Source organism: Enterobacter asburiae (assembly GCF_008080435.1).
GTDB lineage: Bacteria > Pseudomonadota > Gammaproteobacteria > Enterobacterales > Enterobacteriaceae > Enterobacter > Enterobacter asburiae_C.
Genome location: NZ_VRKN01000002.1, coordinates 121905 through 138320, shown reverse-complemented (window position 1 = coordinate 138320; position 16416 = coordinate 121905). Strand labels below are relative to the sequence as shown.

Genomic DNA, 16416 nt, shown 5'->3' with positions numbered 1-16416 from the left:
TGGAGGAATATTGTGTGATGTTGCCAACGGCCTGAGCGCCGAAGAAGAAATCCAGCTATCCCGCCTGTGCTCCCTTTTGGAGAAACCGACATTTAAATCCCGATCCAAACCTTCCGATCCGGAAACACAACGCAAAGCACGTTTATTGCTTAATCGTGGATTTTCACCGCATATTGTCGCGAATACCCTAGATCTGCCGTTCGCTGAAGTCTGGCGGCTCGCACGTCAAAAACAAGCGGTGACCTGGGCGATGATGACACCGACAGCCCGGATAGAATTTGTCCGTGAAATGTGGTCACATCGGATGCACCCGGAACAGATCCGCAAGCGTTGCGATGGTCTGTCATACGTCAGCCTTCGATATTACCTTCACAATGCAGGGATCACCGACGCTGAAATGTTGGGGTACTACCCTGACGTGTTCGCGAATATCTGCAAGCTGCCGACAGTGAAGAAGAAGCGCACTAAGCGCAAATCCAAATAATCCCACATCGGGAGCCAATGAACTTTGATTACATCTTTTTCCTGCTTTGGATCTGGGTGGCGCTTCGTCACGTCCTGATCGGCGGGAGCATCCTTCTCTGGAGATACTATAAAAATGACCACAATAAAAGACCGTATTTTCGCCGCCATGCACGGCATGACACCGGAGGAATACGAACTCCAAAAAGCGCGGGACAATCTGAAGAAAGTCACTGGTGATTTTCTGGCTAAACACCCTGAAAATTTCAAAACTGAAGTGACTCCAAAAGCGACTATCAACAAACGGATTAAAAAATCGTTGGGTGCTGATAGCCGTCCGGTTGTCTCACATACCGCTGACCATATCGATCCTGAAATGCTGGCGAAAGCTAAAGCAGCGGCTGCTGCACTCGCAAAATCCGATCCTGGTCGTTACGGCAATATCATCAAGCAGCAGGGGGTGTGATGTCCGGTAATATCATCGTGTCGACGACCACAAACCGAGTGGTCTGGGATGTCGACCAGACAAGTTACGGCAAAGCCTTAAAGGCTGTTAAATCCATCAAAGCTGCTCATGAGAAGCCCTCTAAAGCGCTGGATAAGGCCCAGAAGAGGACCGCTCAGATGGAAGGCAAGGCCGCACTAGCATCGGCTAAGGCTCAGACAGCGAAGCTCCGCCAGGCTGAACAATTGTCAAAACAGCAACAGAAACAAGCTCAGATACAGGCCAAAATGGAGCGGGACGCAGTAGCCCACGCCAATAAAATGACCTCATTACAGGCTCGCCAGCTATCTCAACAGGAACAGGCCAGGCGACAGAACTCCCGATTAGCGGCTATATCTACAAAAGTGCAGGCCGCAGCCAGATCACGAGCGATGACCTACACCCCAAACATGGGCGGTCAACATTACGATCCCGGTCTTGTTTCTCGTCAGACTGAAGCAATGAACCGTGGTCACGGCGCTGTTGCTGCTGACATCGCTGCCACCAAAAAGGCGATGGCCCTGGAGGAGAAGCGCGAGCGTGAGAAAGAGGCAGGCCTTAAGCGCGAGGTGACTTTTTACAACAGTTTGCGCCGTAGCGCTCTGACTCTGGCAAACGTGAACGGCGCTGACGTTGCAACCCGTTATAAAGCGATCAGTGCAGCAAAAGAGGCACTCAAAGCCCAGAAAGAAGAGCGCTATACGGTCGAAGAGACCCGCTTCGAAATGGCCCGTATCACTACAGAATTACGCAAGCAGGCTCGTCTGCAACAGCGTATCACCCGTGAGCAGAAAGCCGCAGGTGTTCGTGCTGGTCGTGTTCGTACAAAAGGCCAAGGAGGACATGCCGCTCTTGCCGCTGGTGTTATTGGTAGTGCGTCGCTGATTGGTAGCATGGGCGTAGCTCGTGTTGGTCAGACCCTCCAAGGGAGTCTTGAACGCTCCAGAGAGGCGCAGCAATTAAGGCAGTATGACATTAGCCAGCTTGAATTTAATGCTATTCATGACGTTGTACAGAAGCGTACAGGGTACGACCTGACCGTAGATCGTTATGCCTCCATGAATAAGGATTACTTCGAGAAAGCAGGCGAGCTAATAAATACCGGTTCCTTTAAAACTAACAAGCAAGGGGTAACAACATTCAGCGGAGGTGGTGAACTTGCCGATCTGGTGAATGCAGTTCTTAGCAAAACCAACCAGCGAACAGCCCAGAAGGTGATCGGTGAACTCCAGAAATTAGACATGGGAACCTTTGTTACCTACGTCCGGCAGTTGGGAAAACAATTTGCTTGGTCTGAAAACTCCATGCGCCATTTTTTGGAGGCGATCGATGACGGATCGGTCCTCCTCGGCGGGCTTACAGGGGAGGGTGATGAGGTTATTGCCCGTATGCATCAACTCGCTTCTGAAGGATGGACCCTATCTGATGCACAGCAGGCCAACCTTGATAAACTGGCAGCTTTGGGTGCTGAGTACAACCGAGTGCAAACCAGCCTTGCAGATCATTTCTCAGCCTCGTTTGTTGAAGGCCTGGGGCAGTACGCTGCCAATACTGACACTCTACGTCAGAATATGACTGGACTGATCCCAATTTCCGATGCCCTCGGCGTTGCCCTTGGTGAGCTAACCACCAACATTCTCTCCTTCGCTGGTCGAGTTGGTGAAGAACTCAAGAAAGGCGCAACACTGCCGGATGCAGTCTACAACACCGTTGTGGATGACTCTGCGAATAGCACCGCCGATTGGATTAAGGAAAAGACCGGATTTGATCCACGTAGCATCGGTCAGACGCTTAGGCAGATTTACCCGTGGCTGGATAGTTCAGCACCAAGCAATATTGGCTCAGGCACGGCGTATAACGATCCAGCGCTAGCGTTGAATGTTCCTGGCCTGAACTATCTGACACCCCAGCAACCAACGTTTATGGTTCCGACAATTGGCAGCATGACGCAGCGACAGCCGATTCCTGTTGCGGTCACTGGCGAAGCTGAGATTAAACTCTCACCGCTTGATATTAACGTGAATGACGGCGCTATTAACGGTTTGATTGATACCAAGATAAGGGAAAACAACCAGGCGCAGAATAACCTCATCCTTGGGATTGCAGACTAAAATCATCGTTCCGTCAAAAATGACGCAGTAAATTGGCCCACACGAGAGAGGGCCGTTAAATTCGGCATGTTATTGGTTTTGTTTTTGCAAATGATAATCATTCGTGTTAAAATAATTGCATAGGGTGATGATTTAAATTGTATGTGCGTACAACAGCCGTTGTCATTCTTTCTCCTTACGAAATATAAAGCAGGCTCTGTGACAACGTTCAGAGCCTCTTTTCTTAAGTACATCCAATGACCTGCACTCTCACAGAAAGGCTACGCCATAGCCGCTGGGTGTACTCCAGAAAAGAAAGATTCGCCTTTAGTACCCGTGGACGGGTTTAAAACTTTGTTTTAAATCGCGCTGCGATGTCATAGGGCGTACAAAGTCTAGGCCTCCGGTCTGGATTTGCCATTAAATCCGGCTCTCCTCCGGTCATCAGCCATGATGCAAACTGGCTCAGGTGTTCAGCGTTTGAGGCTCCTTACCTCTTGGATGGCGCTGATCACCTCCTCATTCCTACCAGTGAAATTCACACCGGGCCTCTCTCCGTCCGGTTTTCTTTTTCATCGGAACAATTCGAAAGGCTGGCCCTGTCGCCGTTTACGGCTCAAGCAGGCGCTGGCCTTTTGTTTACATAGCTATGTGAAATTTAACGGGAGTTAATTATATGAAAATGGGAACAACTGAACGTTCTTACAATGACGTGATCGCCTATGCAGTCGATCCGAATTTTGACCGCAAGACTATTACTGTCGATCTAGCTGTAGAAGTCCAGCCGGGTAGTTGCATTACCAGTGCAGGCGCGGCTTATGTCTCTGGTGATGATTGCCTGCTGGTTCTGAGCCACCACAGGGCAGAAGATGCTGCTCATATCATCGTTGCTGATCGCGGGATTTACATCAAACAAGACACCATCACCACTGTTATGGGCGCTACCGCTGCCGCCAATGCTATTGCAGAACTCACCAAAACGGGCGCAATCCGTACCAGCGCACCGGACGCAGAATAATAAGGAGAAGACAACATGGGACTATCAACCAATTTCAGCTACGCGGATTACACCAACACCTTTGTGAACATGGATGCAAAGAACACTTTGCTGTCCACGCTTAATGTTTTCAGTGATCGTCAGACTTCTGCAAGTCCGAAGGTGAGCCTCGATATCATTGATGAAGTCGCTCAGAAGGTGGCAAGCTCTGTTAATCGTTACGGCTCTGAGTGGTCTAGCATTCCTAAGCGTAGCGCTAGCAATCACCTGATTGAAGCTCCGCTTTATGCTTATCAGGACCGTATTACAGCGGCAGACGTGCAACCATATCGCAAACCAGGCTCCGACCTGCAAATGTCTGTAATGGATGCGGTCACTTCTTCTGCTGTCGCAATGCACGATAAGTACATGCGTACCCGTGAGCGGATTTTTGCTGATGCGCTTTTTCGTAATACCGTCGAAGCGACCTACACCCAGCAGCCGATCATTTCCTGGGAAGATGAATTTGGATACCAACAGGCAACCGGGACAATCAAAACCAACGTTAGCTCTGGTGACCCACTTCGCAGCCTCGATGATGCTGTAACCGCCGCAAAAGTGCGTATGGGGGGCCTTGCTGGTCAGCTTGATGGATTTATCCTGTTTGCAGGTAGCAATGTTTTTCGCGGCATCAAGTATCACCCAGACGTGCGCCAGAATGTTCAGTTCGGTGTGCTTGATCGTGATGTTCTGTTTAACAAAGAAGTGCTTCCTGCGTTCTCAACATTCATTATTGAAAATGTCCGAGTGGTGGAAGTAACGGACCAAAATCTTTATGGAATTGGTCCGGATGAATCCTTCCTAGTTCCACGTTTCAGCCGCCCACTGTCCTCTGATATTGCTCTACCTTTCGGTTATGTAGCAACGGCTACCAGCCGCAATCTTGATCTGGCATTTGCTGATCCGGTTGATTTCCGTATCTGGAGCGTACAGGACAAGTTTAAGAACGTGGAGCTATTCGCGGAAAGCTCAATCTTGCCTGTGGTGTACCGTCCAGACTTTGTGACCAAACTGGCGAACGACGCAGCTTAACGATCAGTAAGCAGTTATTGGGGACGCATTGTCCCCGCTGCTGGCGAGGCAAAGAAGAGGAGATACATATGAAATTAGCTTTGATCGGTACTGGCAACATGCCGCTGATGCAGTGGATTCTGGACGGTAAAGGCGATGATGCGATCATCAACATGTCAGCGTTAGCACGCAGGCTTGAGTGTAGTCGTTCCAGCCTTCTTGACCGCATCCATATGCATGGATTCGACAGCGCTATCAGGTACTACTTGAGCGAACAGCGCCAACGAAAACTGAAAACATGAGAGCCGGGTTAATCCCGGCTTTTTTTTAGCGCTTTTTATTCGATTGGGAAACAACCGAACCAGCTAAGGTTTTAGTAACCTCGCTTGAGCGTGGGTTTTTCAATGCTGCGGATGCTTTGGCTTCCATGTTTGCGCCAGTCTGATTTTTTGTTCCTGCTTGTGATAGCACCGAACCCGCTAAACTTTTCTGAATCGCAGAGGCGTTTGGGTTGTTTAGAGTCTCTGCTGCCAGATGTGCTACATCTTTCGAGGATTGCTTATCATTGTTCGGCATTTCAACACCTATTCACGGGATGGATTTTTGGATATATTGTATTTGTTATATCAATAAACACAATATGTAGTGGTTATGATAGAGGCGAAGCGGCAAGGTTAGCAAGCTCGGAAAAAAGTTTTTACTGGTTTTATGACCAGTGTCAATTGTTTGATAACTGACCGTTTACGAAGCGGTAGAGAAGTCATATAGGTAGTGTGCAGGCATAAGCTTGTAATACTCAGGACAAACCAAATGGCAGATAACTTACAGCGTCGGCAGCCAGAAGATAAACGTTTCATCAGCTTGAGTGAATCTTGGGAAGTGGCATATTGGACCCAAGCGTTGGGTGTTACTGAATCTCAGCTTAGGGCTGCTGTTAGAGCTGTTGGTAATGGCACCGCTAAGGTAAGAGCACATCTAGGTAAATAGGTTTATGAAGGCACCTTTAATTGTGCTGTTGAGGCTGGGGAAACCCGGCCTTTTTTGTGTTCGGTGTTTGGTACTGTGAGCCACAACTTGAGACACAAGCTGGGACACAGAGCATTTTTTAGGGTTGAGTCTTTGGCTTTCCGCTGGCATGATCCAGAACAGGGATTAACGGGACGTTAATCGCAAGCTTTTGATTTTATAGTAAATGACTCGGGGTGCCCTTCTTTGTGAAGGCTGAGAAATACCCGTATTACCTGATCTGGATAATGCCAGCGTAGGGAAGTCAGATGCCTTCCCGGTCATCGCTTCTTCACGCAAGGCAGGAGCGAACCCATGCAGCCTGACCTGCTCGATTTACACGTTTTACACCACTTCCGAACCCGTTCTCCGCTGACCCATTGTATGACCAACGATGTCGTACGGACCTTTACGGCCAACGTTTTGCTGGCGCTGGGTGCATCACCCGCGATGGTGATTGAGGCCGAAGAGGCTGAACAGTTTGCCGCGCTCGCCGATGCGCTGCTAATTAACGTTGGCACGCTGACCTCGCCGCGTTCTCAGGCGATGCGTCGGGCAATAGAAAGCGCGGTGACTGCAGGCAAGCCCTGGACGCTGGACCCGGTTGCCGTGGGCGCCCTGACGTTCCGCACTCGTTTTTGCCATCAAATTCTTGCCCTGAAACCGGCTGCCATTCGCGGCAATGCCTCTGAAATTCTTGCCCTTGCCGGAATGAGCGCGGGCGGGCGCGGCGTTGATACGACCGACACCGCAGCCAGCGCGGTGCCTGCTGCACAGGCGCTGGCTCGCCAGACCAATGCCGTTGTTGTCGTCACCGGTGAGGTGGATTACATCACTGATGGGCAACGCACCCGCACGGTAACGGGCGGCGATCCGTTGATGACGCGCGTAGTGGGAACCGGATGCGCGCTTTCTGCCGTTGTGGCGGCGAGCTGCTCGCTGCCGGGCGACCGGATGGATAACGTCACTGCCGCCTGCGGATTGATGAAGCGAGCCGGAACGGTGGCCGTTACGCAGTCACGTGGACCAGGCAGTTTTGCCAGCGCGTTCCTGGATGCGCTCTATACGCTGGAGGAGCAGGCATGAAGCGGATTAACGCCCTGACCATTGCCGGCACCGATCCCAGCGGCGGCGCGGGTATCCAGGCTGACCTGAAAACCTTCTCGGCCCTTGGTGCGTACGGTTGCTCGGTCATTACCGCGCTGGTGGCGCAAAACACGCGCGGCGTGCAGTCGGTCTACCGTATTGAGCCGGATTTTGTTGCCGCGCAGCTGGATTCGGTGTTCAGCGACGTGCGCATCGATACCACCAAGATCGGCATGCTGGCCGAGACGGACATTGTGGAAGCGGTGGCCGAGCGGCTTAAACGTTATCAGGTGCAAAACGTGGTGCTGGATACCGTTATGCTGGCAAAAAGCGGTGACCCGCTGCTCTCCGCCTCCGCCGTCGAGACGCTGCGCAACAAACTGTTGCCGCAGGTGGCGCTCATTACGCCCAATCTGCCGGAAGCCGCCGCGCTGTTAGGCACATCGCATGCGCAAACTGAACGTGAGATGAAAGCGCAGGGAAACGCGCTGCTGGCAATGGGCTGCGGCGCGGTGCTGATGAAAGGCGGGCACCTGGATGATGCCGAAAGCCCGGACTGGCTCTTTACCCGCGACGGCGAGGTTCGTTTTACCGCCCCGCGCGTGCAGACCAAAAACACCCACGGTACGGGTTGTACGCTCTCTGCCGCGCTGGCGGCGCTGCGTCCACGGCATGAAAACTGGGTCGATACGGTGCGCGAAGCGAAAACCTGGCTCTCGGCGGCGCTGGCAAAAGCCGATACTCTGGAAGTGGGTCACGGTATTGGGCCGGTTCATCATTTTCATGCATGGTGGTAACCCAGTATACTGGCAGGAAACACCACGCCTGAGAAAACAGAGATGGAACAAGCGCATACCCGGTTAATCGCCCAACTGAATGAACGGATCGCCGCGCCTGACAACACGCCGCTGTATCTGAAATTTGCCGAAACGGTAAAAAATGCGGTGCGCAGCGGGGTGCTGGAGCACGGCAATATTTTGCCCGGCGAGCGCGATCTGAGCCAGTTAACCGGGGTGTCGCGCATCACCGTGCGAAAAGCGATGCAGGCGCTGGAGGAAGAGGGCGTGGTAACGCGTTCCCGTGGCTATGGCACGCAAATCAACAACATCTTTGAATATTCGCTGAAAGAGGCGCGCGGCTTTTCCCGGCAGGTGGTGCTGCGCGGCCAAAAGCCTAATACGCTGTGGGTCAACAAGCGGGTGGTTAAGTGCCCGGAAGAGGTCGCAAATCACCTGTCGATCCCTCCGGACAGCGAAGTCTTTTTGCTCAAGCGCATTCGCTATGTGGATGACGATGCGGTGTCGATTGAAGAGTCCTGGGTACCGGTTGGGTTAATTCCCGATCCGGATGCGATTGGCATTTCGCTGTACGACTACTTCCGCAGTCAGAATATTTTCCCGCAGCGCACCCGTTCACGGGTTAGCGCCCGTATGCCGGACAGCGAGTTTCAGGCGCACATTAAGATGGACGAAAAAATACCGGTGCTGGTGATCAAGCAGGTCGCACTTGACCAACAGCACCGGCCGATTGAGTACAGCATCAGCTACTGTCGCAGCGATCTATACGTCTTTGTGTGCGAGGAGTAGCGCCTCGCGAGTCGGTGCGCAATCCCCGCCGCGGTGGCTGACCACCCAGGACGCCACGGCATTCCCCAGCAGAACGGCGTCTGCCAGTGACCATCCTGCCGCCAGCCCGGCAAGCGTGCCGCCCGCGTGGCTATCACCTGCGCCAATGGTATCCACAACCATAGCAGGAAACGCCGGAACAACGCCCGCGTCACCGCCGTCGTACCAGGCGGCTCCGTCTTTATCATGCCGCACAATCAGCGCAGCACCGAAGCGCTGCTGCCACTGCGTACCGAGGCTTTCAACCTCAACTCCCAGTCTTTCTGCGGCAAGCTCCGCTTCCTGACGATTAAGTGACACAATTGGCCTGCAGGCCATAATTCGCGCCATCAGCGTGTCAGGAATATCCGCGATGCGGGGACCGAAATCGATAAAGGCCGTCACGTCCTGTAACCCCTCCAGCCAGCGTGTCAGCAGCTCGCCGCACGGCGAGGCCAGCTGATAGCCGGATAAATAGACCAGGCTGTTCGACGGGATGTTAAGCACATAAAGCCAGCGCTGCTGCCACTGGTTCTCCACGCCGCTAAAGGACATAAAGGTGCGCTCGCCGTCTGGCTCCACCAGCGCCAGGCACCAGCCGTTATCACCGGTTTCGGCCTCAATGGCGCTGTGCAGATCCTGCTTCGCCATGGCGTTGCGGATGATATCCGCCCACACGCCGTGGCCGACGGGCAGGGCGTTTTGCGACGCAATGCCGAGCCGTTTCAGGGCGATGGCGATATTCAGCGCGCAGCCGCCAATATTGACACCCTGCTGTTTGAGCTCGATATCGCACCCGCGCCAGGGCAGGGCGTAGGCATCGGCGATGACGTCAATCACCGCTGCGCCCAGCACCGTCACCGGACGCGTAGCGTGCAGGGTGTCGAGACGTTGGGCAAATGAATTCATAGGCCCTCCCTTTGCTCCCGGTAGTGCAGCAGTTTCTCGCAATAGTGGCCGAAATCGAGCCGGTTGACGGCGTCGAGCTCGGCTTTGAGTGTCGGGTCAATTGCCTGCACGCCGTGGAGCGCGCCGCAGATGGCCGTCGCCATGGCGCCAATGGTGTCGGTATCGCCGCCCAGATTGGCGCATAAAATGGCGCAGCGGTTTGGGTCGGTTCCCGCCAGTTCGACCATCGCAATGGCCGCCGGAACGGACTCAATGGTGCTGGTTCCTGCGCCAGTGAGCTGATAAATCTGCTCGCTGGCGGAGTCGATACCGTTGGCTTCCCGCACGGTCTTAAGCGCCAGCTCAATACGTGCCGCCAGCGACGCGCTGAAGGTTGTGGTTTTCACCTCCTGCGCATAGCGGGCGATACCCGGCAGAGCATCGACGATGTTCTGCCAGCTTTCGCCGTCGATAGCGCGGGAAACTGCCCAGGCAATGACCACCGCGCCGGCAATGGCGAGGTCCGATTTATGGGTCGGGCTGGAAGCCAGCGCCACCTGCTCAACAAAGTGTTCCAGACGCGTGGCCGGGAGCAGGCAGCCCAGCGGGGAGGCGCGCATCGCCGCCCCGTTAGTCACTCCGTTGTTTTCCAGCTCGCTAACCGCTTTTCCGTCACGAATAGCGTTAAGCGCGATTTTCGACGTCGGGCCGAGCACGTTCTTATTGAACGCGTCGAAATCGAGCGCCCAGCGCAGAATATGTTTGCCGATAACGTCCGCGTTAATTTCTCCCTCACACTCAATAATCGCATCCGCCAGGCAGAGCGCCATTGAGGTATCGTCGGTGAACTCTGCCTGTTTGAAATAGCAGGCCGCATTATTCTCTGCCGGGCCGGGTAAAAAGCGGTCGATCCAGCCGAAGTGCGCCTTGACGCGCTTTCTCGGCCACAGCTCCGACGGCATGCCCATCGCATCCCCTAACGCCTGCCCGTAAAGGGCACCGAGAACACGTTCTTGTTTCATTTAACTTCCCCTTGTGTCAGCGCGGCATCGCCATCAACCACCTCAATTGCGGTGATCTCTTTATCCGATTCGCGGAAAAACAGCATAAACAGCACGGCAATCACGGCAATCATGATTGCACCAAACGCCCACATTCCGGCCCAGTTGAAGGTCAGCCCATTCACCGGCTCTTTGTATGCGAACATTTTTTCCATCATCACGCCGCCCAGACGGTAACCCAGCAGGCTACCAAAGCCCTGGCAGCACAGCGTAATCAGGCCCTGCGCGGCGGTGCGCATATGCACCGGCGCTTTTTTATCCACGTAGATGTACGCGGTGACGTAGTAGAAGTCGTAGCTCACGCCGTGCAGCAGAATGCCGAGGAACAGCAGGGCGTAGGTGAAGTACTGTTCCGCTCCGCCGTAAACGAAGAACCCGTAGCGGATGGCGGCAGTGATCAGACCCAGCAGTAAGACCTTCTTAATACCAAAACGTTTGGTAAAGAACGGCAGCGCCAGCATAAAGAAGATTTCGGAGAACTGGCCAAGCGTCATCCAGCCGGTGGCATTTTTCATCCCCACTTCGGTGAGATAGCCGTTGGCGAAGATGTAATAGAAGGCCAGCGGCATGGCGAACAGGAACGAGCAGAAGAAGAACACCAGGAAGTTTCTGTCGCGCAGCAGGATCAGCGCATCCAGACCCAGCATCACTTTGATGTCCAGTTTGCCGGTGCTCTTCGGCGGGGTATTCGGCAGGAACAGGGCAAAGACGCCGAGCAGGGCGGAACTTGCGGCGGTCATCAGCAGCGGGATATTGGTATCGGAAATATCGCTGTAGCCCAGCATCTGCGGCAGGAACCCGCACGCCAGCCCGGAGGCGATCCAGCCGATGGTACCCATCACGCGGATGCGCGGGAAATCGGCCTCGACGTCGTCTACGTTGGCGAAGGCGATGCTGTTGGTCAGCGCGATGGTCGGCATATAGGTCAGGGAGTAAACCAGCAGCAGCGGGAAGAAGGTGCTGAACTGGGTTTGCTGTGCGGCGAAGTACATCAGAATGGCGCCAGCGAACATCAGCACCGCCAGCACTTTCTGGGCGGCGAAGAAGCGGTCCGTCAGCGAGCCGACCAGAATCGGGGAGAGGATAGCGGCAATGGCTGTACAGGCGTAAGACCAGCCAATTTCCCCGGCGGTAAAACCGCTTTTGCTCAGCCACAGCCACAGCGGCACAAACCACGCGCCCCAGATAAACCATTCAACAAACATCATGAATGACAGTTGGACTTTCGTTTTCATTTTTTAATCCTGCATGTCAGAGAGGGTACGCCTTTAACATACCACTCAATAATACCTTTTAAATACCTTTGTGGCGATTGTTTGATCAATGTAACAGTTTTGTTGTACACGAATCGAGCCAGCAGATTGTGCTGAAAAAAAATGCAAAGGGTGGAAAATCTGTTAAGTCGGTACCAGGCTTAGTCTGCCCATAAAAGATGGGACTGGATAAACACACACCGACACGACGTCGGACTTACGGGAGTATCACATGACTGATATTGCGCAGTTGCTTGGCAAAGACGCCGACAGCCTTTTACAGCATCGTTGTATGACCATTCCAGCCGACCAGCTGTATCTGCCTGGTCATGACTACGTTGACCGCGTGATGATCGATAACAACCGTCCGCCTGCGGTCCTGCGAAATATGCAGACGCTCTACAACACCGGGCGGCTCGGCGGCACCGGGTATCTCTCTATTCTGCCGGTAGACCAGGGCGTTGAGCACTCGGCGGGCGCGTCTTTTGCGGCGAACCCGCTCTACTTCGATCCGAAGAACATTGTCGAGCTGGCGATTGAAGCTGGCTGTAACTGTGTAGCCTCCACCTACGGCGTGCTGGCCTCCGTGTCGCGACGCTATGCCCACCGCATTCCGTTCCTTGTGAAGCTGAACCACAACGAAACCCTCAGCTACCCTACCGAATATGACCAAACCCTCTACGCCAGCGTCGAGCAGGCGTTCAATATGGGGGCAGTAGCCGTCGGGGCAACGATTTACTTCGGCTCTGAGCAGTCTCGTCGTCAGATTGAAGAGATCTCTGCGGCGTTTGAGCGTGCGCACGAGCTGGGCATGGTGACCGTGCTGTGGGCGTACCTGCGTAACAATGCGTTCAAAAAAGACGGCGTGGATTACCACGTGTCGGCAGATCTCACCGGGCAGGCGAACCACCTGGCGGCGACCATCGGCGCAGATATCGTGAAGCAGAAAATGGCCGAGAATAACGGCGGCTATAAAGCGGTGAACTTCGGTTACACCGATGACCGCGTTTACAGCAAGCTGACCAGCGATAACCCAATCGACCTGGTGCGTTACCAGCTGGCGAACTGCTACATGGGCCGTGCGGGGCTAATTAACTCCGGCGGGGCGGCGGGCGGTGATACCGACCTGTCAGACGCGGTGCGTACGGCGGTTATCAACAAACGCGCGGGCGGCATGGGGCTTATCCTTGGCCGTAAGGCGTTTAAGAAATCGATGGCCGACGGCGTGAAGCTGATCAATGCGGTTCAGGATGTTTATCTGGATAGCAAAGTAACGATTGCCTGACGCCTCCCTCTCCCTCTCCCACAGGGAGAGGGTTGGGGTGAGGGCATCATCGCGCACCGTGTAAAACATCAGCGCAAAAGCACACAGTCCGGCGGCAGTCTGCACTGCAGCGCGCCGGGCAACACCTCAATGCGGAACTGCGTCCCGCTCAGCGGCTCTCCGTCGAGGTTAAAGGTCATCCCGTGCGGAGCATTCACTTCAAACCACGCCGATTTCCCGGCGATGATATTTGGACTCTCTTCCGGTTGCGTCAGCGTGGTAAACAGCGCGGGCAGCAGGCCGTCGCCCGTGAAAATACGCAGCTGTAGCTGACCGTCATTGATCAGCGCCTCCGGGCATAGCTGCTGCCCGCCGCCGGCCTGGCGGCCATTGCCAATCCCAATCACCAGCGCGTCACCCTGCCACTGAAAATCCTCGCCGCGAATTTCGCAGCGGTCCGGCTTGAGGGTGTCCATGCGCATCAGGCCGTGGATCAGGTACGACACGCCGCCCAGCGCCGCCTTCAGTTTTTCGGGCGTTTCGCTGGTGATGCGCGTGCCGAACCCACCGGTCGCCATATTGATAAAGCAGGTTTTATCATTCACCTGTGCAATATCCACAGCGGTGGCCTTGCCGAGGATCGCCAGCTGGAGCGCCTTCTCTAATTCCTCCGGGATCCCGGCGCTGGTGGCAAAATCATTGGCGGTACCGAGCGGTAAAATACCCATCACTGGCCGGTTTGCCGGGGGCAGGTCGATAAGCGCTGACGCAATCTCATTAATAGTGCCATCGCCGCCGCCGGAAATGATGGTGTTGACGCCAAGCCCGAGGGCTTCATTGATATAGCGTGCTGCGTCGCCTTTTTCCCACGTCACCCTGACGTGGATGCGCGCGCCATCGTCACGCAAACCCTGAATTGCCTGACGCAACAGATCGTTGCCTGCGCTTTTGCCATTGAGAATCAATAAACTATCTGAATAGGTTGCCATCCGCGCTGCTCCCTTTTTTGGCGTTAGTAAGAGTGTATAGCAGAGAGAAAAAAAGCGGGTAAGAACAGGATGAAAGGAACAAAATATGCATGAAAGCGCGTTACACTTCAGCGATGATATTAATGTAATCACAGGAAAGTGATGATGAATAAAGTTTTGGTAAGCGCTTGCCTGATGGGCTTCAGGGTTCGTTATAACGGAAGTGAAAAAGCGCGAATGAACGAGCAACTCGTTCGCTGGCAACAGGAACAACGTCTGGTTATCCACTGCCCTGAACTTGCGGCCGGGATGGCTGTACCTCGTCCTCCGGCAGAGATTATGTCCGCTGATGGCAAAGACGTGATGCACGGGCAAGCCAGAATTATTGAAAATACGGGGCAGGATGTGACCGAACATTATCAGCTTGCAGCCTGGCTCGCACTACGCACTGCTCAGGCATCGGGGTGTAGTGCTGCATTGCTAACCGATGGCAGCCCAACGTGTGGCAGCCAGTTTATTTATGACGGTTCTTTTCGCGGGATACATAAAGCGGGGATGGGGGTTGCGGCATCGTTGCTCGCAGAGCATGGGATAGCCGTGTTCTCAGAGAGGCAAATCGACGAACTTATTGCCTGGGTTGAGGAAAGAGAAGGCAAAAAATAAGCCCGCGTAAGGGAGATTACGCAGGCTAAGGAGGTGGTTCCTGGTACAGCTAGCATTTATGGGTTATGTTTTTCAGCGGGGGGATAATACCCGTATTGAACGAAGCGGTATGTGATCCGATTCTAAGAATTATCCCGGCGTGAAAAAATTTCCCTGATTAACTATTTGCCGTGTGGGTTTCGGGTGCTTTCACCGTTGAAGTTACGCATCAGCAGCGCGAACTTCAGCTCCACCGCTTCCGGAACCGGCAGCCAGACGGTATGCCCGTCACCCGGTGCCACATCAATCGCTTCACCTTTGCCGTTTTCCAGATGCTCCAGCGTGAAGTTCATGTTGCCTTGCGGGGTCATCAGCTCCAGGCTGTCGCCTTTGGTGAACTTGTTTTTTACCGCGACAGCCGCCAGCGCGCCTTTGCGCTCGCCGGTGAAGTCACCGACAAACTGCTGGCGCTCGGAAACGGAGTAGCCGTGCTCGTAGTTCTGGTAGTCGTCATGGGTATGACGGCGCAGGAAGCCTTCGGTATAGCCACGGTGCGCCAGGCCTTCCAGGGTTTCCAGCAGGCTGGTATCGAACGGTTTACCGGCTGCCGCATCATCGATGGCTTTGCGGTACACCTGCGCGGTACGAGCGCAGTAGTAGTAAGACTTGGTGCGGCCTTCGATCTTCAGGGAGTGCACGCCCATCTGGGTCAGACGCTCAACGTGGGCGATGGCGCGCAGATCTTTCGAGTTCATGATGTAGGTGCCGTGCTCGTCTTCAAAGGCGGTCATGTACTCGCCCGGACGTTTGGCTTCTTCAATCATAAACACGCTGTCGGTTGGCGCGCCGATGCCCAGCGTAGGCTCAACGTTGGTCACCGGGATCGGCTCATGCTTGTGGACGATGTTACCTATGTCATCCTCTTTGCCTTCCTGGACGTTATATTCCCAGCGGCAGGCGTTGGTACAGGTGCCCTGGTTCGGATCGCGTTTGTTGATATAGCCAGAAAGCAGGCAGCGGCCGGAGTAGGCCATGCACAGCGCGCCGTGAACGAAGATTTCGATTTCCATATCCGGCACCTGGGTGCGGATCTCTTCGATCTCTTCCAGCGACAGCTCGCGGGAGAGAATGACGCGGGTCAACCCCATCTGTTTCCAGAACTTCACCGTCGCCCAGTTAACGGCGTTAGCCTGTACGGAGAGGTGAATATCCATCTCCGGGAAGTTCTCCTGAACCAGCATGATTAAACCCGGGTCCGACATGATCAGCGCGTCCGGCCCCATATCCACCACCGGCTTCAGGTCACGGATGAACGTCTTCAGCTTGGCGTTATGCGGCGCAATATTGACCACCACGTAGAATTTTTTACCCAGGGCATGCGCTTCGTTGATGCCGAGCTGCAGGTTCTCGTGGTTGAATTCATTGTTGCGCACGCGCAGCGAGTAGCGAGGCTGGCCCGCGTAGACAGCATCGGCACCATAGGCGAAAGCGTAACGCATATTTTGCAGCGTTCCCGCCGGGGAAAGGAGTTCCGGTTTAAACATGTTTGTTCTCGTTCTGAT

General features: G+C 54.3%; 18 protein-coding genes and 1 riboswitch. Of the genes, 12 read left to right on the top strand and 6 right to left on the bottom strand.

What is annotated here, in order from left to right; all coding sequences use genetic code 11:
• Positions 1 to 10: 10 nt before the first annotated feature.
• The 6 genes from FU672_RS03785 to FU672_RS03760 all read left to right on the top strand — a co-directional run bounded on the left by FU672_RS03785 (position 11) and on the right by FU672_RS03760 (position 5385).
• Positions 11 to 484 carry a hypothetical protein gene (locus tag FU672_RS03785; protein WP_148242228.1) on the top strand — a complete coding sequence of 158 codons (474 nt, stop codon included), beginning with the start codon at positions 11 to 13 and terminating at the stop codon, positions 482 to 484.
• A 114-nt stretch (positions 485 to 598) separates the two neighbouring features.
• Positions 599 to 928 (top strand): hypothetical protein, encoded by a 330-nt coding sequence (locus FU672_RS03780; RefSeq protein WP_262348999.1) that lies wholly within the window; start codon positions 599 to 601, stop codon positions 926 to 928.
• The gene (locus FU672_RS03775) at positions 928 to 3057 is read left to right on the top strand and encodes a chemotaxis protein (RefSeq protein ID WP_148242226.1); all 2130 of its coding nucleotides are present in this window, start codon (positions 928 to 930) and stop codon (positions 3055 to 3057) included. The genes FU672_RS03780 and FU672_RS03775 overlap by 1 nt, the downstream gene beginning before the upstream one ends.
• 655 nt (positions 3058 to 3712) lie before the next feature.
• Complete coding sequence (locus FU672_RS03770; RefSeq protein ID WP_148242225.1) at positions 3713 to 4054, top strand: hypothetical protein; 342 nt, start codon at positions 3713 to 3715, stop codon at positions 4052 to 4054.
• Between the two features lie 15 nt (positions 4055 to 4069).
• Complete coding sequence (locus tag FU672_RS03765; RefSeq protein ID WP_136466613.1) at positions 4070 to 5104, top strand: major capsid protein; 1035 nt, start codon at positions 4070 to 4072, stop codon at positions 5102 to 5104.
• A gap of 68 nt (positions 5105 to 5172) precedes the next feature.
• Positions 5173 to 5385 (top strand): hypothetical protein, encoded by a 213-nt coding sequence (locus FU672_RS03760; protein WP_148242224.1) that lies wholly within the window; start codon positions 5173 to 5175, stop codon positions 5383 to 5385.
• Positions 5386 to 5410: 25 nt separating this feature from the next.
• Here FU672_RS03760 and FU672_RS03755 read toward each other — a convergent pair whose 3' ends face one another.
• Positions 5411 to 5659 (bottom strand): hypothetical protein, encoded by a 249-nt coding sequence (locus FU672_RS03755; RefSeq protein WP_148242223.1) that lies wholly within the window; start codon positions 5657 to 5659, stop codon positions 5411 to 5413.
• A 234-nt stretch (positions 5660 to 5893) separates the two neighbouring features.
• Here FU672_RS03755 and FU672_RS03750 point away from each other — a divergent pair, with 234 nt between their 5' ends.
• The 4 genes from FU672_RS03750 to FU672_RS03735 all read left to right on the top strand — a co-directional run bounded on the left by FU672_RS03750 (position 5894) and on the right by FU672_RS03735 (position 8760).
• On the top strand, positions 5894 to 6070 hold the full coding sequence (locus FU672_RS03750; RefSeq protein ID WP_071579603.1) for a DUF3606 domain-containing protein: 177 nt from the start codon (positions 5894 to 5896) through the stop codon (positions 6068 to 6070).
• Positions 6071 to 6271: 201 nt separating this feature from the next.
• Positions 6272 to 6368: riboswitch (TPP riboswitch) on the top strand.
• A gap of 35 nt (positions 6369 to 6403) precedes the next feature.
• Positions 6404 to 7174 carry a hydroxyethylthiazole kinase gene (thiM, locus tag FU672_RS03745; RefSeq protein ID WP_148242222.1) on the top strand — a complete coding sequence of 257 codons (771 nt, stop codon included), beginning with the start codon at positions 6404 to 6406 and terminating at the stop codon, positions 7172 to 7174.
• Positions 7171 to 7971: a bifunctional hydroxymethylpyrimidine kinase/phosphomethylpyrimidine kinase gene (thiD, locus tag FU672_RS03740; protein WP_148242221.1), complete on the top strand. Its 801-nt coding sequence runs from the start codon at positions 7171 to 7173 to the stop codon at positions 7969 to 7971. Before thiM ends, thiD begins: the two co-directional genes overlap by 4 nt.
• A 42-nt stretch (positions 7972 to 8013) precedes the next feature.
• Positions 8014 to 8760 (top strand): GntR family transcriptional regulator, encoded by a 747-nt coding sequence (locus tag FU672_RS03735; protein ID WP_148242220.1) that lies wholly within the window; start codon positions 8014 to 8016, stop codon positions 8758 to 8760.
• On the opposite strand, the gene FU672_RS03730 is transcribed toward FU672_RS03735, so the two are convergent.
• The 3 genes from FU672_RS03730 to FU672_RS03720 are packed head-to-tail and all read right to left on the bottom strand — an operon-like array spanning position 8734 to position 11962.
• Positions 8734 to 9687, bottom strand: a complete 954-nt coding sequence (locus FU672_RS03730) for a PfkB family carbohydrate kinase (RefSeq protein ID WP_148242219.1) — start codon at positions 9685 to 9687, stop codon at positions 8734 to 8736. The genes FU672_RS03735 and FU672_RS03730 overlap by 27 nt on opposite strands.
• Positions 9684 to 10688, bottom strand: a complete 1005-nt coding sequence (locus FU672_RS03725) for an ADP-ribosylglycohydrolase family protein (protein ID WP_148242218.1) — start codon at positions 10686 to 10688, stop codon at positions 9684 to 9686. Before FU672_RS03725 ends, FU672_RS03730 begins: the two co-directional genes overlap by 4 nt.
• Entirely contained in the window at positions 10685 to 11962 is a 1278-nt protein-coding gene (locus FU672_RS03720; RefSeq protein WP_148242217.1) for a nucleoside permease, read from the bottom strand. Before FU672_RS03720 ends, FU672_RS03725 begins: the two co-directional genes overlap by 4 nt.
• A gap of 250 nt (positions 11963 to 12212) precedes the next feature.
• On the opposite strand from FU672_RS03720, the gene fbaB reads away from it, so the two are divergent.
• A complete protein-coding gene (gene fbaB / locus FU672_RS03715) occupies positions 12213 to 13265 on the top strand; it encodes a class I fructose-bisphosphate aldolase (RefSeq protein ID WP_023312424.1) in 1053 nt (350 codons plus the stop codon).
• Positions 13266 to 13333: 68 nt separating this feature from the next.
• On the opposite strand, the gene yegS is transcribed toward fbaB, so the two are convergent.
• Positions 13334 to 14233: a lipid kinase YegS gene (gene yegS, locus FU672_RS03710; RefSeq protein WP_148242216.1), complete on the bottom strand. Its 900-nt coding sequence runs from the start codon at positions 14231 to 14233 to the stop codon at positions 13334 to 13336.
• Between the two features lie 141 nt (positions 14234 to 14374).
• Here yegS and FU672_RS03705 point away from each other — a divergent pair, with 141 nt between their 5' ends.
• Positions 14375 to 14875, top strand: coding sequence for a 2-thiouracil desulfurase family protein (locus tag FU672_RS03705; protein WP_148242215.1), 501 nt, complete (start codon positions 14375 to 14377; stop codon positions 14873 to 14875).
• Positions 14876 to 15036: 161 nt separating this feature from the next.
• Here the strand turns inward: FU672_RS03705 and trhP are convergent, their stop codons facing one another.
• Entirely contained in the window at positions 15037 to 16398 is a 1362-nt protein-coding gene (trhP, locus tag FU672_RS03700) for a prephenate-dependent tRNA uridine(34) hydroxylase TrhP (RefSeq protein WP_148242214.1), read from the bottom strand.
• Between the last annotated feature and the right edge of the window lie 18 nt (positions 16399 to 16416).